Below are 20,631 nucleotides of genomic sequence, written 5' to 3'. Positions count from 1 at the left end.
CATATCAGGCTGCATCGGCCTGCAGGTCTTGATGCAGCAAAGGCGGGTCTTCGTGACGGTCCTCGGGAATATCGAACAGACCCTGGGACATCGACCAGCGGCTCAAGGCAGGGCCAGTCGACACGACGGCAATCGGGATCGCAAGGCTCATCGCCAGAAGCACAGGCGCGCCGAAGGCCAGCGCCCAGGGTGCGACGCTGGCGAGCCAGATCGTCAAAACCACGCCCGCGACGGTTTGCGGCCAGAGCACGCGGGCCGCCTCACCCCAATGCAACCGCTCCCGGCTGCGCTGCTGCGCGTCCCAACCGACGCGCTTGCCGAAGACCAGCCCGGCCAGGAACACCGTCAGCCCGAAGGCGACGATCGGGGCTGTCAGCATGGAAAAGGCGATCTCGGCCAGACCACCCAGCACCACGCGCCTGCGCCCGCCATAGGCCTGCGCCCGCCCCTCCTCGGCCAGCACCTGGCCCAGGCCCATGAGCTTCGGCATCAGGTTCAGCGTCATCAGCACCGCAAAGAGCGCCAGCCCGCTCCAGATCGGCATCCCTTCGAACTGCGACGGCAAGGCCAGAAGCCCCGCGCTCATGATGATGAACAGCATCCAGGCAGGGGCCGCCAGATACATCTGGATCGCGAGATAGAGCTGCATCCGGCTGACCGGCGCCAGACCGCGCAGGCCAAGCAGCCGAATGTACTGCATGTTGCCATTGCACCAGCGCAGCTCGCGTCGGATGAAATCCGCAAGGCTCGGCGGGTTCTCCTCATGGCTTTCGCTTTCCTCGGCGATCACGCGCACCTCATAGCCCGCCCGCCGCATCAGGGCCGCCTCAAGCTGATCGTGGCTCATAATATGACCCGACAGCGGCCCTTTCCCCGGCAGGACCGGCATCATGCAATGCGTCTTGAACGGCGCCGTGCGAATGATGGCGTTATGTCCCCAATTCGGCCCGCAATCGGCCTGCCACCAGGCCGAGCCAAGCGTGTAGGAGCGCATACCGTGGCGCATGCCGAACTGAAACGCGCGGGTGAAGAATGTCCGCGACGGCAACCCGGTGACCAGCGATTGCAGGATGCCAATCTCGGGGGACGCCTGCATCACCCGAACCAGACGCAGGATCGCCTCGGACCCCATGACACTGTCCGCATCCAGCGGAATGAAGAAGTCATAGGTCTCGCCGGTCCGCTCCAGGAACTCCGCGATATTGCCCGCCTTGTAGCCGACGTTGTCTTCGCGCCGACGGTAGGAAATCTGTGCCTCGGGTGCGGCGGCGCGCCATTTGGCAACTCCCGCCTCTTCCCGCACCAGAATGTCGGCCCGGTCACTGTCGCTTAAAACATGGAACGCGAAATGCGCGGCCCATGGCGTCTGCGCCAGCGCCCGCTGCACACCGGTAAACCGGCTCAGCGATGCCGACGGGTCCTCGTTGCGCAGCGGCATCACGATTGCAACCTTGCTGGTGATCGGCTCAGCACCGGTCACGCGACGCAAAGCCGGTGTCACATGCGATGCAGCCTGCGCGCCGTATTGCCGGTCGAGCACGAAGCCGATGACACTGTTCCAGAGGCCGATCGACAACCACGGCAGCGTCACACCATAGGCAACAAGCATCACCCACTCGCCCACCGTCAGACCGCCAAAGGACAGGATCTTCACCATCGCCGCAAACAGCAGCCCGATGGTCACAAGGTTCAGCGCCAGCACGAACTGGCGGCGACGTGTGATGGAGCGGGGTGTGGCTGGTGCGCGGGCCGCGTGATCGTCAGGCAGCGGATCGACGAGCCTCGGGGCCATGTCTGCGATCTCGTTGTGCTCCGCGGGGTCTTGAACTGAAACCATCCCACTCCTACTCCTTGTCATGCGGCTGTTACGTGGTGCTTAGATGAAGAGGGTCCAGTGACATTTTCGTTGGAACGGCGGGGTGAGACAGCATCTGGCACCATTCCGCTCATGCCCGTCCTCTCGTGACGCGCGCGGCCACCTTCGCCATTCCTGGCGATATCGACACTCTAACTGGCGGATATATATACGAAAAACAGCTTCTCCTGGCGCTGCGCCGGGTGGGTTGGGATGTCACGCATCTGGCGCTGCCGGGCGGCTTTCCTCATCCGACCGCCCGCGTTGTGCACGAGATCGTGACCAGGCTCGCCGCCCTTCCGGCCGATCGCCCGGTGATCCTCGACGGATTTCTCAGCGGTGCCTTACCGCCGGATCAGCTGGCACAGATGCAGGCGCCCTTCGTCGCGGTGACCCACCACCCGCTGGCCTACGAGACCGGTCTCGCCCCGGAGCGCGCCGCCGATCTGATGCGCAGCGAACAGGCCAACCTGGCCCGCACGGCGCATGTGATCGTGCCCAGCCCGCACACCGCCGAGATCCTGACCCAGGACTTTGGCGTACCGGACAGCCGCATCACCGTCGCACCCCCCGGTGTGTTGCGGCCCGCCCCCTCGCCCGCCCCGCGCACCGAAGTGCCCGAAATCCTCGCTGTCGGACAGCTCGTTCCCCGCAAGGGGCACGACACATTGCTGCGCGCGCTGGCACATCTGACCGACCTGCCGTGGACGGCCAGCATCGTCGGTCGCGCGGGCGATCCCGCCTATGGCGCGGAACTGCGCGCGCTGGCCGACAGCCTCGGGCTCAAAGACAGGGTGCGCTTTACGGGCTCACTCTCCCCCCACGATCTGGCCGCACAATACGCCAGCGCATCTATCTTTGCGCTGGCCACCCATTACGAGGGCTATGGCATGGTCTTTGCCGAGGCCATGGTGCACGGCTTGCCCATCGTCACCTGCGATGGTGGCGCCGTGCCCGATACGGTGCCGCCGGATGCCGGGAATCTTGTCCCTGTCGGAGACAGCACCGCCTTTGCCACAGCGCTCCGCAGGCTCCTGACAGAGGACGACATGCGGCGCAGGATGTCCGCGGCATCGGCCCGCGCGGGCCGGTCCCTGCCCGATTGGGAGGACACCGCGCGGATCGTCAGCGCAGTACTCGCCCGGATCGCGCCGCAGCCCTAAAGCTGCTCCGGCGCATAGCGTCGGAAGATCGCCTGCTCTGCCAGAGCCACCAGCGCATGGGCCACGACGGCCACGCATGTGAGTGCGACGACCGAGCTCCACAGCATGTTGTAATCCGACGTCGAGGCCGCAAGCGCCATCAGGTTCCCGACCCCTGTGCCCGTCGCTAACCACTCGGCCACGGTTGCGGCCAGCACCGCCGCGGGCACGGCAATCCGCGCCGAGGCAAAGAGGGCGGGCAAGGCCGCCGGCACCCGCGCATAGATCAAGAGGTTCCACGGCCCCGCCATATAGCTGTCGAACACATCGACAACCGCCTTCGGCACCAGCCTCAGCCCATGCAGACAGGCGATCAGCGTCGGAAAGAAGATCATGACGGCGACAATGGCCACCACGCCGCCGCCATCCCGGCCCAACCACAATATGATCAGCGGCGCTGTCGTCACGATGGGAATGGCGCGCAGTGTTACCGCCAGCGGCAGCACGGCAGAGGCCAGCCGTGGCAGCAGGATGCAGAGCGCTGCAAGCACGGCCCCCAGGATCAGCCCCGCGAAATATCCAGGCACCACGGTGGCGACGGTCTGTCCCAGCGCCCCGAACAGGGTCGCGCGGTGCGCGGCGGCCTCCGGGTGGGTCGCTAGAAACGCCCAGATGTCCGCAGGCCGCTTGGCAAAGAACGGGCTGAGATCGAACGCGTTCATCGCGCCCTGCCAGAGCAGCAGGATCACCGGCACCAGAAACAGAGCAACCGCAACGCCCTGAACTCGCTTTGCCTTCGCCGGTTTGGATGCAGGCACCAGCAAAACCGGCGGTGCATCCGCCCACAGCGGTCGCAACAGCTGGCCCGCGAGCACGTAGCCTGCAATCGACACGGTGGCGGCCACGCTGGCAATCGCCCAGGTTGCCGCCGTATCCAGGCTGCGCATCGCTTGCAGGATCAGCACACCAAGGCCACGCTCCGCGCCGGTAAACTCGCCGATCAGCGCGCCGAGGAAGGCCGCGGGGGCGGCGATTTGCAAGCCCGCGACCAGATAGGGCAGAGAGGCCATAGCTCGCACTTCGACCAGCGCCGTCAGGCGCCCGCGCCCGTAGCTTTCGACCAGATCAAGCCAGACGCGCGGCACCGCGCGCAGCCCGGCCAGCAGCGGGATCAGCGTCGTGTAGAAGACGCTCAACGCCGACAATGTCACCTGCGGGCCGATCCCGGGACCATAGAGCACGCGCAGGATCGGCCCGGTGGCAATCAGCGGAAGGCAGAAGATGACGAGCGACAGGATGCGGATGGGCCGCTCGACCGGTGGCACGAGGATTGCGAGGACAGCGAGGGTGATGGCCGCCAGATTGCCCCAGAGAAAGCCCAGCGCGGCGCTCTGCAAGGTGGCCATCAGCGCTCGGCCCAGAAGGGCTGCGTGCTCGGCGATATGGCTGAGAACCCCCACCGGACCTGCGAGCAAAAACGAACCATCAAGCGCCAGTGCCAACAGCTCCCAGATGGCAAGTGCCCCGAGTACCGCTAGACCGCCCCGCAACCGGGGGCCGAGGGCGCGCAGCTCTGCCATGTCTAGGCGTCTGCCCCGGCAGCGTCGTGATCCGCCTGTGCAAGGGCATGCTCGGTGGCCCGCACCGCCTCGATGAACGCCGGTTGATGGATCATCTCCGCGCGGCGCGGTCGCGGAAGCGGCACCTCGATGGTGGCCACGGTGCGCGCGGGCCGGGGCGAGAGCACCACGATGCGATCCGCAAGCAGGGCCGCTTCGGCCACGGAATGGGTGACGACCAGCACCGTGGTCTGCCCCTCCCCCCAGACGGGGGGCAATTCGATGTTCAACCGTCGCCGCGTCAGTGCATCCAGCGCGCCGAAGGGCTCGTCCAGCAACAGCACCCGCGGCGAGGTGGCAAGGCTGCGGGCGATAGCCGCGCGCTGACGCATCCCGCCCGAAAGCTCCGCCGGGCGCTTTTTCTCGAACCCCGCAAGACCCACCCGGTCGATCAGCGAGGCGACCAGCTCGGGCGCGGGCGGCATCTTGGCCAACCGGCGCGCCAGGGCGATGTTGCCCTCGAGCGTCCGCCAGGGCAGCAGCGCGTCATCCTGAAAAGCGACCGACAGCGCCTTTTCCGCACGGCGCAGGGTCGGCACCGCACCCTCGATGGTGACCTTGCCCTCGTCCGCTTCGTCAAGCCCCGCGACCAACCGCAGAACGGTGGATTTTCCACATCCCGAAGGGCCAACAAGCGCCGTGGTGCTGCCCCCCGGAACATGCAGCGTGACGCGGTCGACGACCGGCAGCGCCCCGCCCGGGCCATGAAACGCCTTCGAGACGGCGTCCAACCGAATGTCAAGCAATGTCCCGGGGGCGGAAGGCGCGAGATTAGCCGCTGGCATGCACCTCTTCCAGAATGCTGCGGTCCCAGAGCTCCGGCGTCACCGACCGGCCCAACAGCGCGAGCGTCTCGACATTGGCCGCAACCGTGTCTTCGGTGAACCACCCGAACCCCTCGGCCTCGGTCAGCTCCGAGAACATCAGCGGCACCTGCCGTTCAGCCTGCAGCTTCTGCGTCTCCAGATCGAGCCCCGCATCGGGATAGCGCTCGATGGTCAGCTCCGCCGCGGCATCCGTATCCGCAAGGTAATCGTTCCAGCCACGCACCTCACCTTTCAGCAGGGCCACCAGCTCGCTACGGCGGTTGGCGATGCTGTCGTCCGTCGCGATGTAGGTCTGCGAGTGCACCGCATACCCGTGATCGGCCAGCAGCATCACAACCGGCTCGGCCCCCTGCATCACCATGGCAACCGGCAGGTCCGTCGACCACGACAGCAGGCAGTCAACCTGCCCGGCCAGCAACGGCGCCCCGTCATATTGGGTCGGCACGATCTCGATGTCGTTGATGTCCACCCCGTTCAGATCGCACAGGGCTTTCAGCACAGGCGTATTCGCCGTTGCCATGCCGATGGACTTCCCGGCGAGATCGGCGGGCGTTTCCACCGGATTGTCGGGCAGCGAAGATATGGCAAAGGGGTTCTTCTGCATCGCCACGGCGAGGATCTTGAAGGGCGCCCCGTTTTCGACGGCCGCCGCCGTATAGTCCGCCGCCGAAATACCAACCAGCGCCGACCCCGTCACCACGGGCGGTTCGACCGGCGCATTGGGGCCACCCGGTGACAGCGACACATCGAGCCCCTCGTCAGCCCAATAGCCCCTGGCGTCGGCGATATAGCTGCCACCAAACTGCACCGAGTGCAGCCAGGACAGCTGAAAATTGACCGGCGTCGCCGCCGCCAGCCGTGCAGCCCCCAGGGGCAGGCTGCCGGCGGCACCCAACATCGCGCCCGCTGACTGCAGCAGCCTGCGCCGCGACAGGCCCGCCGTTTGCATGGTTTTTCTTGCCATTGATCAGCCTCTCGTTTTTCTGACGGTCCCAAGGAAACATGTCAGCGCGCAGGAAAGAAGCAGAAAGTCCACCAAGACGGCCAGGCGCGACAAAGACACACATGGCCTGACGTGCCACTGGCCGATTTCTGCCACCCCAAAGCCCCGTTTTCACGGGCTCCGCCTGCAAACGCCGCACCGCACCGCGCCAAACGGCCACCCCTGCAGGGCTTTGCCTTCACGCGGTTTTGAACAGCGCGGTGCTCAAAAGCGCGCCGCTTGAGGCGCCGAAAGGCGCGCACACTTGCCTAATTTTGCCGCGCGACCATGCCCTCGCGGCAGCCTGCGACCAGATGCTCTTGCAGTCCGGGACAGAAGTCGCATGTTTGTGATGTTCGGCCCCTACCTACGAGGGGAAACCGATTACTTCAGGTGCGCAACATGAAAGATCTCGACATCGCCAGCCCGCGGTCACGCGGCGCTGCGGACCATCCTCTTCGGAAGTCCATCGCCCGAATGACACTGGGCACCTCGCCCGTGTCCACTCTCAGTATGCTGAACGATTGGGCCCTGCATTTCGCAACGGCGCCCGACAAGCAGATCGCCCTTGCGCGCAAGGCGCAGGAGAATTGGCTCAACTGGCTGCAATACGTGGCGAAAGGCTGCCCCACCGCCCCCGAAGACTGGCCCACGACGCCAAAATCGGGGGACCGCCGGTTTCGCGACCCCCGCTGGGCCAGGGCGCCCTTCGCCGCCGGGGCACAGGCCTTCCTGCTGGCGGAAGAGTTCTGCGATGCGGCCACGTCGGACGTGCCTGGGCTGACCCCGGCTCACGACGCGGCAATGACCTTTCTGGTGCGGCAGATGCTGGATGCCATCGCGCCCAGCAATTTCCTCGCAACCAACCCCGAGGCGCTGGGGCGCACCCTGCAGACCGGCGGCCAGAACCTCGTCCGGGGTGCCGTGCGGGCCTTTGCCGACATGCAAGAGGCCTTCCAGGGCACACGCAAACCGCCCAGCAAACTGGTCGGGCGCGACGTTGCGGTGACCGACGGCAAGGTGGTCTTCCGCAACCATCTCATGGAGCTCATTCAATACGCCCCTCGAACCGAAACGGTGCACCCCGAGCCGGTGCTGATCGTCCCGGCGTGGATCATGAAATACTATATCCTCGATCTCAGCCCCGAGAATTCGATGATCCGCTATCTGACCGAACAGGGCTTCACGGTCTTCGCCATTTCCTGGCGCAATCCGGGGGCCGAGGATGCGGACCTCGGCATGCTCGACTATCTGCACCAGGGGCCGATGGCTGCCCTGGATCACATCGGCGCAACGACGGGCGCGACCAGGATCCACGGGGCCGGATACTGCCTCGGCGGCACGCTTCTTTCCGCTGCTGCGGCGGCCATGGCGCGCGATGGTGATGCGCGGCTCGCCAGCATGACGCTGCTCGCCGCGCAGACCGATTTCAGCGAAGCGGGCGAGCTGATGCTCTTCATCAACGAAAGCCAGGTCTCCTTTCTCGAGGATGTAATGGCCGCGCAGGGATATCTGGAAGCCGACCAGATGATGAGCGCCTTTCAGATGCTGCGCTCGAATGACCTGATCTGGTCGCAGATGATCCGCAAATACCTGCTCGGCCAGGGCGAGGCCGAGATGAACGACCTGATGTCCTGGAACGCCGACAGCACCCGCATGCCTGCGCGGATGCACTCGGAGTATCTGCGGCAGATGTTCCTGAACAACGATCTCGCCACCGGGCGCTACCATGTGCACGGCCACGCCGTGTCGCTGCGCGATATCCGCATACCGGTCTTTGGCGTCGGCACCGAAACCGACCACATCGCCCCATGGAAATCGGTCTTCAAGATCCATAACCTCGGCCATGCGGATGTGACCTTCGCGCTGACCAATGGCGGGCACAATGCCGGTGTGATCTCGGAGCCGGGGCACAAGCGGCGCCACTTCCGCATCCACACCATGCGCGATCAGGACAAGGCCCTGACGCCCGAGGATTGGATCGAAGCCGCACAGCTGCAGGAGGGCAGCTGGTGGCCCGCGTGGACGGCCTGGCTGGCGGCGCAGTCCGGGCAGAAGATCACCCCGCCAAAGATGAGCGGCGCGCTGGAGGACGCGCCCGGAACCTATGTCAAAATGGAGTAAGCGATGCTGCCCAATACAACGTTCCTGGCTGGCAAGAAGGGGCTGGTCGTGGGTGTGGCCAATGAAAACTCGATCGCCGCGGGCTGCGCGCGCGCCTTCCGCGCCTCGGGCGCCGATCTTGCCCTGACATATCAGACCGAAACATCGCGCCGGTTTGTCGAACCCGTCGCACAGGGTGTCGAGGCCGATCTGCTCCTGCCCCTCGACGTCACCGACACCGGCCAGATGGATGCCGTCTTCGAGGCCATCCGCGCCCGCTGGGGGCGGCTCGATTTCCTCGTGCACTCCATCGCCTACTGCCCGCGCGACGATCTGCATGGCCGCGTGGTGGATTGCTCGCAGGCAGGGTTCGGGCTGGCCATGGACATCTCGGTCCACTCCCTGATCCGTCTCGCCAAGCGGGCGGAGCCGCTGATGCAGGAGGGCGGCACGATCCTGACGGTCTCCTATCACGGGGCCGAGAAGGTCGTGGACAACTACAACATCATGGGCCCTGTGAAGGCGGCGCTCGAATCCACGGCCCGCTATCTTGCGGTGGAGCTCGGCCCCAAGAACATCCGCGTCAACGCCATGTCGCCCGGCCCGCTGCAGACCCGTGCAGCTTCGGGGATCGAGCATTTCGACAAGCTGATCGACGACGCCAAGACACGCGCGCCCCTGCACCGGCTGACGACCATCGAAGAGGTGGGCGCGATGGCGGCCTGTCTCGTCTCCGAATTCGCACGTTCGGTCACCGGCAACACCGCCTATATCGACGGGGGCCACCATGTCGTCTGACATCAGCCCCAGCATGGGTTACATTGAAAACCGCCCCTTCGATGACATCGCCGTGGGCGATTCTGCCGAGCTGGTGCGCACCCTCTCGGCCCAGGACATCGACGCCTTTGCCGCCGTCTCCGGCGACGTGAACCCCGCCCATGTGGACGAGGAATTCGCCGAAGCCGACATCTTCCACAAGGTCATCGCGCATGGCATGTGGGGCGGCGCGCTGATCTCGACCGTGCTCGGCACGCAGTTGCCCGGCCCGGGCACGATCTACCTCGACCAGACACTGAAGTTCCTCAAACCCGTGGGCATCGGCGACACGGTGACCGTGCGGGTGACGGTCACGGAGAAATACGTGGAGAAAAAGCGCCTCACGCTCGAATGCCTCTGCACCAATGGCGATGGCAAGCCGGTGATCACCGGCACCGCGACGGTCATCGCCCCTGACCGCAAGATCAAACGCCCCCGGGTGGTGATGCCCGACCTCGTCATGCACAAGCGCGGCGGTGGCTACGACCGGCTGCTGGCCGAGGCGCGCAAGCTGCCCACGCTGCCCACCGCCATCGTGCACCCCTGCGATGCCACAGCCCTCGAGGCGGCGCTGCAGACCTTTGACCTCGGGTTGATCCAGCCGCTTCTGGTCGGCCCCGAGGCGCGGATCAAAGCGGCCGCCGAGGCAGCCGGGCTGGACATCAGCGCGCTCGAGCTCATCGACACCCCGCACAGCCATGCCTCCGCCGAACGTGCGGTGGCGCTGGTGCGCGAGGGCCGCGCGCGGGCACTGATGAAAGGCGCGCTGCACACGGATGAGATCATGTCGGCGGTGGTGGCCAAATCCACCGGGCTGCGCAGCGAACGCCGGATGAGCCACGTCTACGTGATGGATGTGCCCACCTACCCCAAGCCGCTGCTGATCACCGATGCCGCGATCAACATCGCCCCCGACCTGCAGACCAAGGCGGACATCGTGCAGAACGCAATTGAGCTGGCCCACGCCATTGGCATCGACCGGCCCAAGGTCGCATTGCTCTCCGCGGTCGAGACCATCACCCCGCGGCTTCAATCCACCGTCGAGGCCGGCGCTTTGTGCAAGATGGCCGATCGCGGCCAGATCACGGGCGGTGTGCTCGACGGCCCTCTGGCCTTCGACAACGCGATCTCAATGCGCGCCGTGGCTTCCAAGGGGATCACATCACCGGTGGCCGGGCAGGCGGATATCCTCGTCGCCCCCGATCTGGAGGCGGGCAATATGATCGCCAAACAGCTGATGTATCTTGCCGGGGCAGAGGCGGCGGGCCTCGTGCTGGGCGCACAGGTGCCGATCATCCTGACCAGCCGCGCGGATGACCGGCGCACGCGTGTCGCCTCCGCCGCCATTGCCGGGCTCTTCAACGCGGCGGTGACCCGATGACCACGGCGATCCTAACCCTCAACACCGGCTCGTCCTCGCTGAAATTCGGGCTCTACCGCGACGCCCCCGAGCCCGAGATGCTGCTCACCGGGCAGGTCGATGGCCTCGGCACCAACGCCCGGCTTGTGCTGGAACAGGATGGCGAGAAGACCAGCACCGCGATCAGCGCGCTCACCCAGGCCGCCGCCCTCGCGCAGGTCATCGATGCGCTCACGCCGCATCTGGCGGGGCTGGTGATCTCGGGCATCGGCCATCGCATCGTGCATGGCGGCCCGAACTACGCCGAACCGATGGTGCTCACCCCGGATGTGCTGAGCGCGCTGGCCGAGTTCTCGCCGCTCGCGCCCCTGCACCAGCCTCACAACCTCGCCGGTGTCGAGGCCGCACGGCGGGCCTTTCCCGACGCGATCCAGGTCGGCTGTTTCGACACCGCCTTCCACCGCGACCACCCTTGGGTCAACGACACCTTTGGCCTGCCCCGCCACCTCTACGACGAAGGCATCCGCCGCTACGGGTTTCACGGGCTGAGTTACGACTACATCGCGGGCGTCATCGCGCGGGACTACCCCGATCTTCACGCCGGCCGTCTGGTGATTGCGCATCTGGGCAATGGTGCCTCGATGTGCGCCGTGCGGGATGGCAAAAGCGTGGGTTCGACCATGGGGTTCTCCGCGCTCGACGGTCTGCCCATGGGCACCCGTTGCGGCCAGATCGACCCCGGCGTCGTGCTCTACCTGATCGAACAGAAGGGCATCGCGCCTGGTGACGTGATGAAGATGCTCTACCAGCAAAGCGGCCTTCTGGGTCTGTCGGGCCTCTCCAGCGATATGCGCACCTTGCTCAGCTGTGACCAGCCCGAGGCGGCACAGGCGATCGACTATTACGTCTTCCGGGCCCGGCGCGAGATCGGCGCGCTCACCGCCGTCCTCGGCGGGATCGACGCGCTCGTCTTCTGCGGCGGCATTGGCGAGAACGCGGCCCCCATCCGGCACCGTATTGTCCAGGGTCTGGAGTACCTCGGCATCACCATCGACGCCGCGCGCAACGCGGAGAACGCGCGCGAGATCAACAGCGGCCCCACCCGGGTCATGGTGATCCCGACGGACGAAGAGCGCATCATCGCCAGCGCGGTGAATGTGGCCCTGTGGCAGACCGCCCAGCGCGCTTCTTGAGACGCCGCATTGGAGCGGGGCACTGGTGCCGCGCCACCGGCAGCGGGTGTCAGTCGCCCGCAACTTCCGTCAGCAGGCCCTCCATGAAGTCCTGCACGACCTTGTGCCTCTTGGCCGCAAGCGCGTTCCCCGTGGGTGTCTGGAACGAGCCCTGTAATTGCAGAAGCTTGGTCTGGAAATGGTCGATGGCATAGGTCAGATCGTCCAGATCCCGTGCCGCGCCCAAAGGGTCGTCCGGATCATAAAGCGCCCGTCCCAGGCGGCCTGAAACATAGAAACACCGCGCGATCCCGATATGACCGATGGCGTCCAGACGGTCGGCATCCTGCAAGATCCGGGCCTCCAGCGTCCGGGGCGCAATGCCCGCCGAAAAGCTGTGCGCCTCAATGGCATGGGCGACGTTGTCCGAGACATCCCTCGCCCAATCGAGGCCCGCCAGCACGCCCTGCGCCTTCTCCGCCGCCAGACGGGAGGCCGAGGATCTCTGAGGCGAATCTTTGGGGATATGAACACAATCATGAAGCAGCGTCGCGGCGATCAGCGTCCGCCCGTCGCCCCCTTCCACCTCCGAGATCGTCTGGACGTTTTTCCAGACCCTGAGCAGGTGTGCGACGTCATGCGACGCATCATCCGTCACCTCCAGCGCGTGTGGCAAAAGCTGTCTCGCGATGGTCTCATATGGCGAAAAGCGCGTGGTGATATCCATGACCCGCTCATGTCAGAAGGGGCGCCGAGCCGCAATGCGATGCACCCCGTCGTCAGGCGCCCCGTGCCCGGTTGCGCTGTTTGGATTGACCGAGGCGGCGCAGGGCGCCGCCGCCCCATGGCCCCCTATTCAGGCGCCTTGATCGTGCGCAGGTACGGCAGCACGGCGGTGAACTCGCCGAACTTCGCCTTGGCGTCCTCGTCCGACACGCTCGGAGGGACGATCACATCGTCGCCCACATTCCAGTTCGCAGGCGTCGCCACGCCCTTGCCAATCGAGGTCTGCAACCCGTCAAGCGCGCGCAGCACCTCGGCGAAGTTCCGGCCCACGGTCATCGGGTAGGTCATGCTCAGCTTCAATTGCTTGTCTGGCCCGATGATGAAGACCGAGCGCACCGTAGCGCTGTCCGCGGGCGTACGGCCATCGGGCAGATAGGCCTCGGCGGGCAGCATGTCGAAGGCCTTCGACACCTCCAGCCCATCATCCGCGATAATCGGGAACCCGGCCTTGGCGCCGGCCACCTTCTCGATGTCACCCTTCCACTTCTTGTGGTCCTCGACACCATCGACCGACACACCGATCACCTTCGTTCCGCGCTTCTCCCACTCATCGGCCAGCTGTGCCACAGCGCCGAATTCCGTGGTGCAGACGGGGGTGAAATCCTTGGGGTGCGAGAACAGAATAGCCCAGCTGTCGCCGATCCAGTCATGCAGTTGAAGGGTCCCGTGGTCGGTTTCGACGGTCAGGTTCGGAACGGTGTCGTTGATGCGCAAGCCCATGGTGTCCTCCGGTGCAATGCTATGGTGACTCGTGGCGTTAACTTAATCGCATCGGGTCGGGGTTTCATCCCCTCTCTTGCGGACCCATCTTGGCAGTGACAGACTGCGCCCAAGCCCAGACACGAAGGACAAACCCCATGCTGGAAAAACGCGATTTCTACATCAACGGCCAGTGGGTTGCACCCGCCACACCCAATGATTTTGCCGTCATCGACCCCTCGACCGAAGAGCAATGCGCGACAATCTCGCTGGGCGATCAGGTCGACACCGATGCCGCCGTTGCCGCCGCCCGCGCCGCCTTCGACAGCTGGTCGCAGACCTCCAAGGAGGAGCGCACCGCGCTGATCCGCAAACTGCTCGATATCTACAACGCCCGCGCCGAAGAGATGGCACAGGCTATGTCCATGGAGATGGGCGCGCCCATCGACCTCAGCCGCGCGCAGCAGGTCGGCGCTGGCTCCTGGCATCTGGAAGGCTTCCTGAAAGCTTTCGAAGACTTCAGCTTCGAACGCGACTACACCGCCACCGAAAAGACGCTGCTCGAACCCATTGGCGTCTGCGCCCTGATCACCCCCTGGAACTGGCCGATGAACCAGATCGTCCTGAAGGCAGTGCCTGCGATGGCCACCGGGTGCACCATGGTGCTGAAACCCTCCGAAATTGCGCCGCTGTCCGGCCTGCTCTTCGCCGAATTCGTGCATGAGGCCGGCTTCCCGCCGGGCGTCTTCAACCTCGTCAACGGCGATGGCGCAGGCGTCGGCAGCCAGCTTTCCGCGCATCCCGAGGTCGATATGGTCAGCTTCACCGGCTCCACCCGCGCAGGGATCGCCATCTCCAAGGCCGCCGCCGATACGCTCAAGCGCGTGAGCCTCGAGCTTGGCGGCAAAGGCGCCAACATCATCTTCGAGGACGCGCACCCCAAGGCCGCCAAACAGGGCGCCATCCGCTGCTTCCGCAACACCGGCCAGTCCTGCAACGCACCCACGCGCATGCTCGTGCACACATCCCGCTACGACGAAGCCGTTGAAATGGCCGCTGAAACGGCCAAGGCCACCCATGTTGGGCCCGCCTCTGAAGAAGGCCGCCACATCGGCCCACTCGTCTCCAAGGCGCAGTACGATAAGGTGCAGGCGCTGATCGAGACCGGCATGTCCGAGGCCCGTCTCGTCGCCGGTGGACTCGGCCGCCCGGATGGTCTCAACCGCGGGTTTTACGCCAAGCCCACCGTCTTCGCCGATGTCACCAACGACATGACCATCGCGCGCGAAGAGATCTTCGGCCCGGTGCTCTCGATCATCCCCTTCGAGACCGAAGAGGAGGCCGTGCAGATCGCCAATGACACGCCCTATGGCCTCACCAACTACATCCAGACCGAAGATGACGAGAAACGCCGCCGCGTGGCCCGCCGTCTGCGCTCGGGCATGGTCGAGACCAACGGCCAGGGCTTTGCCCAGGGCTCCCCATTCGGCGGCTACAAGCAGTCGGGCAACGGGCGCGAGGGCGGCACCTTCGGGCTCGAGGAGTTCCTCGAGGTCAAGGCGGTCTCGGGTTGGGCGGCGGAGTAACCCCCGACCGCGGACAACAAATTTCTTAAACTTGGCGGCAAATCGTGCCGGTTTGGAAGTCCTTTGGAAAGACTTTCGGGCGAGAGTTCCGCGGATGCTTGCAACCGTCCTCGCCTGAAAGCGCCCGAATGACCTCGGTCTTGGAAATACACCTGTCTGCCGGAGATATTCTCTACAGCGAAGGCGATTCCAACGAACATGCCTATGTGATCGAAACCGGCGAGGTCATCCTCTACCGGACCGAAGGTGGGCAGCGGATCAACGTGGAACGGCGCGGCGCGGGCGCGATTATCGGCGAGCTGTCGATCCTCACCAGCCAGCCGCGCACCGTGACGGTCGAGGCGCTGACCGCTTGCACGGTCTACCGCATTTCCGCCGACCGCATCCACAACCGGTTCGAGAAGATCGACCCGATCCTGCGCGCCTGTATCGACACCTCGATCAACTTCGCGGCCACCTTCACGCGGCAGACCGCTGCGACCGCCGACACGGTGCCGATTGCCGAAAGCACGCTGCGGAATGCCGGCGACTTGATCGAGCAATTCCGGCTCGAAACCGACATCCTGCGCGGGCTCGACCGGGGCGAGTTCTCGCTGGTCTTTCAGCCCATCGTGCAACTGGCCGATGGCGCAATCATCGGGTGCGAAGCGCTGATGCGCTGGCAGCACCCGCAGCTGGGCGAGGTCTCGCCAGACCACTTCATCCCCGTCGCCGAAACCACCGGCTCGATCAAGCGGATCACCGAGCTTGCCATCATCGAGGGCTGTGCCGCGCTTCGGCGTCTCAGAGCCCTGGACGGCGCGCCCGAGGCGCTGTTTCTCTCCATCAACGTGTCTGGCAAGGACATCGTCCGCACCGGGTTTGTCGATTTTCTGGCCTTCGTGCTCGACACCAATGATCTCGCGCCCGCGCATCTCCGGCTGGAGATCACAGAAACGGCGCTGATCGATGATTTCGAGATTGCCGAGGCGAACTTCCAGCGCCTGCGCGCCCTGGGGTGCGGCGTGTCCATCGATGATTTCGGGACCGGCCACTCCAACTTCGCCTATCTCAAATCGCTGCCGATCACCGCGCTCAAGATCGACCGCACATTTGTCGCCGATGCGCATAGCAACCCGGTGTCGCACAGCATCGTCAGCCTGATGATCCAGCTGGGCCGCGATCTGGAGGTTGATGTGATCGCCGAAGGCCTAGAGACCGACGCGCAGGTGCAGAGCTTGCAGCGGCTGGGGTGCCATCTCGCCCAAGGCTATCACTTCTACAAACCGCTCCCTGAGCAGGAGGTGACCGAAATCATCGCGGGGCGCGGGGCCACGTCCAACGTCGCTTAGCCGCGCGGCGACAGGCGGCAAGACCCACCGCACAGGCGGTTCACGCCCCGGAGATGTGACACGGGGCGACGCTTCGGCCTCAAGACGCCGCCATCTGCTCGCCTACCTGCAGCGCGCTGGTGGGTTCCGTCCGCCGGGCCACAGCTTCGGGCGGCATGGGTCGGCCCGGGCAAAACGCGCCCGGCCCCAACCCGATCCCGCGTCAGGCCGGCACCGGATCGTGCAGCGCCTCACGCATCTGGCCAAAGTGCTCGTCCCAGCCCTTGTCGAGCGACAGCACCATGCCGAAACCCTCTGCCGTCGCGGGCAGGCCCGAATGCTCGAGGGACAGCTGCGTCCCGCCCGTCACCTCGGTCAGCGTCCATTTCACCAGGCTCACCGCATCCCCCATCGGTTTTACCGTAAAGGTATGCTCCAGGTATTCCGGCGCGCGCGCCACCTTGACTTCACCCCAGATCAGCAGGTCACCGCTGGTGCTGCCATACATCTCCAGCTTCTGCCCTTCGGCCAAGGTTTGTTTCGGCGCGTGAAACCATTTCACCAGATGTTCGGGCTCAGTCAGGAACGCCCAGACCTCGGCGCGGGTGGCCTTCAGGAAGATCGTCTTGCGCAAAACAGGAGCTGTCATGTCGTGTCCTTTTCGATTTCGGTTTTGAGTTTGGCAAGGCGGTCATCCCAGAAGATGTCGAAGTATTTCAGCCAGTCCATCACGGGGTCGATGCCTTGGGGGTTGAACGTGTTGATACGCTCCCGCCCGCTGGTGCGGGTAGTGATCAGCCCGCCGTCGCTCAGCACGGTGAGGTGCTTCTTGACGGCGGCGCGGGTCATGTCAAAGTTCTCCGCGACCTCGGCAATGGTCAGGTCGCGGTCGCGCAACATCACCAGGATGTCGCGGCGGGTCGGGTCCGCGAGCGCGCGGAAGGTGGATTGAACCGGGGGCATGGGGGCTCCAGAAGTGATACCATTCGGTATCCCTTTTATGATACCAGAAGGTATCGCGTCAAGCCCTGACCGCCACGGTAATCAGAACGGCGGATTGACCCTTATTTTCATGGAGCGCCCGCCCTGAGGATGCTTGAACCGCAGCTCCTGGCTGTGCAGCATCAGGCGCGGAAAATCGCGCGCCGGGCCGGTGGCATAGAACGAGTCGCCGAGAATCGGATGGCCCAGCACCATCATATGCACCCGCAGCTGATGGCTGCGCCCGGTCTTGGGCTGCAGCCGCAGCCGTGCGGTTGTGCCCTCGTCCTTCAGCACCCGCCAATCGGTCTGCGCGGGTTTGCCGGTCTCATGGTCCACCTTCTGACGCGGCCGGTTCGGCCAATCGACGATCAGCGGCAGATCGACCGTGCCCGTCTTCTCAGCAGGCACGCCCCAGACCCGCGCCACATAGGTCTTCTGGGTCATGCGCTTTTCGAACTGCAGCCCAAGGTGGCGCTGCGCATGGCGCGTGAGCGCGAAGATCATCACCCCCGAGGTGTCCCGGTCGAGCCGATGCACCAGCAGCGCATCGGGAAAGGCTGCCTGCACCCGGGTCAGCAGGCAATCCGCCAGTTCCGGCCCCTTGCCCGGAACCGACAGCAACCCCGCCGGCTTGTCCACGAGCAGCACCTCCGCATCCTCATGCAGGAGGACCAGCGGGTCCTGGGGCGGGGCATAGATGTCGCTCATCCCGCCTGCTCGCAGATGGCGCGCCAATGTTCAACCCTCGGCGCCCTTGGAAGGTTCGGCGGCCTCCAGCATTTCGAACTTCAATCGAAAGAGAAGTATCGCGTTTTGCGGTCGAGCCGAAGGCGAGAGGCCGCACAAAGCAATCCAACGCCAAAGCGGCGGCCTGAAGCCCGCCGAACCTGCCAGCACCAACGGTCCGAGCAGGCAGGTGGGGTGGGCTTTCAGGCCACCCCTGGTTCAGGCCTTCACGCGCTCCGACTTCGGGTCGTACATCGGCTTCAGCGAGGCCTCGGCTTTCACCAGCGTCCCGGCCACGTCGATGTGATACTCCGAGGCCAGCACCTCTGCCGCCGTCTCCCCGGCACAGGGCACATAGCCCAGACCCATCGCCGCCCCCAGACTGTGCCCGTAAGCCCCCGACGCGAGATAGCCCACGATCTCGCCGTTCCGCATGATCGGCTCGTTGTGATAGAGCAGCGGCTCCGGATCGGTCAGCTTGAACTGCAAAAGCCGGTTCTTCAGCCCCTCTTCCTTCTTGCGCAGCACCGCATCGCGCCCGATGAACGCGGGCTTGTCGGTCTTCACCGCAAAGCCAAGCCCCGCCTCCAGCACGTGATCCTCGCAGGTGATGTCATGCCCGAAGTGGCGGAAGCCCTTCTCGATCCGCGCGCAATCCATCATATGCATCCCGCAGAGCTTGAGGTCGAGCTCCTGGCCTGCCTCCATCAGCGTCTCGAACACATGGCCCGCCATATCGGTGCTCATGTAGACCTCCCAGCCGAGCTCGCCCACATAGGTCACCCGGTGCACCCGCGCGAGCCCCATGCCCAGCTCAATCTGCTGCGCGGTGCCGAAGGGGTTGGCATCGTTCGAGAAATCATTGGGCGAGACCATCTGCAGCAGCTCGCGCGAGCGCGGCCCCATCACCGCCAGCACGCCTTCGCCCGCGGTCACGTCCGTAATCACCACGTTGAACTCACCCACATGGCGCTGCATCCAGGTCTGATCGGCCAACCGCGTCGCCGCCGGGGTCACCACCAGGAACGCCGTCTCGCTGACCCGCGTCACCGTCACATCCGCCTCGATCCCCCCGCGCGCATTGAGGAATTGCGTATAGACGATCTTGCCCACCGGCACGTCGTATTGCCCGCCGCCCACGTGGTTCATGAACGCCACCGCATCGCGCCCCTCAACCCGGATCTTCCCGAAGGACGACATGTCATACATGCCCACATTGGTGCGGATCGCGGTGACCTCTTCGGCCACGTTGTCGAAGAAATTCTGCCGCTTCCAGCTGTACTCATACTCCGCCGGCTGCGTCGGTTTCGCGATCCAGTTGGCGCGCTCCCAGCCTGCAAATTCGCCCATCACCGCGCCATTGTCGATGAAATGCTGGTGGAAGGGCGAGCGGCGGATGCCGCGCGCCGTCGCTTTCTGGCGGAACGGGAAGTGGTCTTGGTAGAGCAGGCCCAGCGTCTCGGTGGAGCGCTCATAAAGATACTTTTTGTTGCCCTGGAACGGCTGCATCCGACTGATGTCCACATCGCCCAGATCGAAGGGCTTGTCGCCATCCTCCATCCACTGCGCCAGCGCCATGCCCGCGCCGCCCGCGGATTGGATGCCGATGGAGTTGAAGCCCGCCGCCACCCAGAAGTTGTCGAGCTCCGGCGCCAGACCCAGATGGTACGCATCATCGGGCGTGAAGCTCTCCGGCCCGTTGAAGAAGGTGTGGATGCCCGCTTCCGCCAGCATCGGCAGGCGCTCGACCGCCGCCTCGAGAATCGGCTCAAAGTGGTCGAAATCCTCGGGCAGCTGGTCGAACTCGAAGTCCGCCGGAATGCCCTCCATCCCCCAGGGCTTGGCGTTGGGCTCAAACGCGCCCAGCAGCATTTTCCCTGCATCTTCCTTGTAATACGCACATTCATCCGGCACGCGCAGCACCGGCAACTGCGTCAGCCCCGCGATGGCCTCGGTCACGATGTAGAAGTGCTCGCAGGCGTGCAGCGGCACGTTGACCCCCGCCATGCGCCCCACCTCATGCGCCCACATACCACCGCAGTTCACCACCATATCCGCCGTGATATGGCCGCTCTCGCCGCCCTGCTCCCAGTCCACACCGGTGACGCGCTTGCCCTCGCGCGCAATCCGTGTGGCCTTGGTGCGCTCCAGCACCTGCGCGCCGCGCTGCCGCGCGCCTTTGGCCAGCGCCAGCGCGATATTCGCAGGGTCCCCCTGACCGTCCTTGTCGAGGTACACGGCCCCGGTTACCCCCTTGATGTTCAGATGCTCATACCGCTCCTTCACCTCGGAGGGCGAGATTTCCTCGACCTCCACGCCAAAGGCCCGCGCCATGGCCGCCTGCCGCAGGATTTCCTCGCGCCGCTCCTCGGTCAGCGCCACGGTGATCGAGCCGCAGCGCTTGAAGCCCGTCGCGACCCCGGTTTCCTCTTCCAGGTTGCCGTAAAGCTCCTGAGAGTATTTCGCCAGCTTCGTCATATTCGCCGTCGCGCGCAGCTGCGCGATCAGCCCTGCCGCATGCCACGTCGTGCCGGACGTCAGCTGCTTGCGCTCCAGCAGCACCACATCGTTCCACCCAAGTTTGGTCAGGTGATAGGCGACGGAGCAGCCGATCACCCCTCCCCCGATGATGACAACGCGCGCGTGAGACGGTGGCAGAGCCAT

17 protein-coding genes are annotated in these 20,631 nt (G+C 65.1%); 7 read left to right on the top strand and 10 right to left on the bottom strand.

What is annotated here, in order from left to right; translation table 11 throughout:
* Positions 1-4: 4 nt before the first annotated feature.
* Entirely contained in the window at positions 5-1,837 is a 1,833-nt protein-coding gene (gene mdoH, locus ACVC7O_RS01300; protein ID WP_458324304.1) for a glucans biosynthesis glucosyltransferase MdoH, read from the bottom strand.
* Positions 1,838-1,962: 125 nt separating this feature from the next.
* Here mdoH and ACVC7O_RS01295 point away from each other — a divergent pair, with 125 nt between their 5' ends.
* Positions 1,963-3,018 (top strand): glycosyltransferase family 4 protein, encoded by a 1,056-nt coding sequence (locus ACVC7O_RS01295; protein WP_458324303.1) that lies wholly within the window; start codon positions 1,963-1,965, stop codon positions 3,016-3,018.
* Here ACVC7O_RS01295 and ACVC7O_RS01290 read toward each other — a convergent pair.
* Genes ACVC7O_RS01290 through ACVC7O_RS01280 form a run of 3 tightly spaced genes read right to left on the bottom strand, consistent with a single transcriptional unit; the run spans position 3,015 to position 6,407 of the window.
* Complete coding sequence (locus ACVC7O_RS01290; RefSeq protein WP_458324302.1) at positions 3,015-4,577, bottom strand: ABC transporter permease; 1,563 nt, start codon at positions 4,575-4,577, stop codon at positions 3,015-3,017. The genes ACVC7O_RS01295 and ACVC7O_RS01290 overlap by 4 nt on opposite strands.
* A 2-nt stretch (positions 4,578-4,579) precedes the next feature.
* A complete protein-coding gene (locus ACVC7O_RS01285; protein ID WP_458324301.1) occupies positions 4,580-5,401 on the bottom strand; it encodes an ABC transporter ATP-binding protein in 822 nt (273 codons plus the stop codon).
* Positions 5,388-6,407, bottom strand: a complete 1,020-nt coding sequence (locus ACVC7O_RS01280; protein WP_458324300.1) for an ABC transporter substrate-binding protein — start codon at positions 6,405-6,407, stop codon at positions 5,388-5,390. The genes ACVC7O_RS01285 and ACVC7O_RS01280 overlap by 14 nt, the downstream gene beginning before the upstream one ends.
* 420 nt (positions 6,408-6,827) lie before the next feature.
* Here ACVC7O_RS01280 and ACVC7O_RS01275 point away from each other — a divergent pair, with 420 nt between their 5' ends.
* From ACVC7O_RS01275 to ACVC7O_RS01260, 4 genes are read left to right on the top strand one after another with little or no spacing between them, the layout of a single operon-like run.
* The gene (locus tag ACVC7O_RS01275) at positions 6,828-8,549 is read left to right on the top strand and encodes a PHA/PHB synthase family protein (protein WP_458324299.1); all 1,722 of its coding nucleotides are present in this window, start codon (positions 6,828-6,830) and stop codon (positions 8,547-8,549) included.
* 3 nt (positions 8,550-8,552) lie between these two features.
* Positions 8,553-9,326 carry an enoyl-ACP reductase FabI gene (gene fabI, locus ACVC7O_RS01270; protein ID WP_458324298.1) on the top strand — a complete coding sequence of 258 codons (774 nt, stop codon included), beginning with the start codon at positions 8,553-8,555 and terminating at the stop codon, positions 9,324-9,326.
* On the top strand, positions 9,316-10,725 hold the full coding sequence (locus ACVC7O_RS01265) for a bifunctional enoyl-CoA hydratase/phosphate acetyltransferase (protein WP_458324297.1): 1,410 nt from the start codon (positions 9,316-9,318) through the stop codon (positions 10,723-10,725). The genes fabI and ACVC7O_RS01265 overlap by 11 nt, the downstream gene beginning before the upstream one ends.
* The gene (locus tag ACVC7O_RS01260; protein WP_458324296.1) at positions 10,722-11,897 is read left to right on the top strand and encodes an acetate/propionate family kinase; all 1,176 of its coding nucleotides are present in this window, start codon (positions 10,722-10,724) and stop codon (positions 11,895-11,897) included. Before ACVC7O_RS01265 ends, ACVC7O_RS01260 begins: the two co-directional genes overlap by 4 nt.
* Positions 11,898-11,946: 49 nt before the next feature.
* On the opposite strand, the gene ACVC7O_RS01255 is transcribed toward ACVC7O_RS01260, so the two are convergent.
* Together ACVC7O_RS01255 and ACVC7O_RS01250 are read right to left on the bottom strand one after the other, a co-directional pair.
* Complete coding sequence (locus ACVC7O_RS01255) at positions 11,947-12,603, bottom strand: HD domain-containing protein (RefSeq protein ID WP_458324295.1); 657 nt, start codon at positions 12,601-12,603, stop codon at positions 11,947-11,949.
* Positions 12,604-12,728: 125 nt separating this feature from the next.
* Positions 12,729-13,382, bottom strand: coding sequence for a peroxiredoxin (locus tag ACVC7O_RS01250; protein ID WP_458324294.1), 654 nt, complete (start codon positions 13,380-13,382; stop codon positions 12,729-12,731).
* 137 nt (positions 13,383-13,519) lie between these two features.
* Here ACVC7O_RS01250 and ACVC7O_RS01245 point away from each other — a divergent pair, with 137 nt between their 5' ends.
* Both ACVC7O_RS01245 and ACVC7O_RS01240 read left to right on the top strand, forming a co-directional pair.
* Positions 13,520-14,947: an aldehyde dehydrogenase family protein gene (locus ACVC7O_RS01245; RefSeq protein ID WP_458324293.1), complete on the top strand. Its 1,428-nt coding sequence runs from the start codon at positions 13,520-13,522 to the stop codon at positions 14,945-14,947.
* A 128-nt stretch (positions 14,948-15,075) separates the two neighbouring features.
* Positions 15,076-16,278 (top strand): EAL domain-containing protein, encoded by a 1,203-nt coding sequence (locus tag ACVC7O_RS01240; RefSeq protein WP_458324292.1) that lies wholly within the window; start codon positions 15,076-15,078, stop codon positions 16,276-16,278.
* 202 nt (positions 16,279-16,480) lie between these two features.
* Here the strand turns inward: ACVC7O_RS01240 and ACVC7O_RS01235 are convergent, their stop codons facing one another.
* The 4 genes from ACVC7O_RS01235 to ACVC7O_RS01220 form a co-directional block, all read right to left on the bottom strand.
* Positions 16,481-16,906 (bottom strand): SRPBCC family protein, encoded by a 426-nt coding sequence (locus tag ACVC7O_RS01235; RefSeq protein WP_458324291.1) that lies wholly within the window; start codon positions 16,904-16,906, stop codon positions 16,481-16,483.
* Entirely contained in the window at positions 16,903-17,220 is a 318-nt protein-coding gene (locus ACVC7O_RS01230) for an ArsR/SmtB family transcription factor (protein ID WP_458324290.1), read from the bottom strand. The genes ACVC7O_RS01235 and ACVC7O_RS01230 overlap by 4 nt, the downstream gene beginning before the upstream one ends.
* Positions 17,221-17,301: 81 nt before the next feature.
* Positions 17,302-17,949 carry a pseudouridine synthase gene (locus ACVC7O_RS01225; protein WP_458324289.1) on the bottom strand — a complete coding sequence of 216 codons (648 nt, stop codon included), beginning with the start codon at positions 17,947-17,949 and terminating at the stop codon, positions 17,302-17,304.
* A gap of 237 nt (positions 17,950-18,186) precedes the next feature.
* Entirely contained in the window at positions 18,187-20,631 is a 2,445-nt protein-coding gene (locus ACVC7O_RS01220) for a GcvT family protein (protein WP_458324288.1), read from the bottom strand.

Source organism: Roseobacter cerffii, from assembly GCF_054226325.1.
This window is presented reverse-complemented; position numbering and strand designations above follow the sequence as displayed.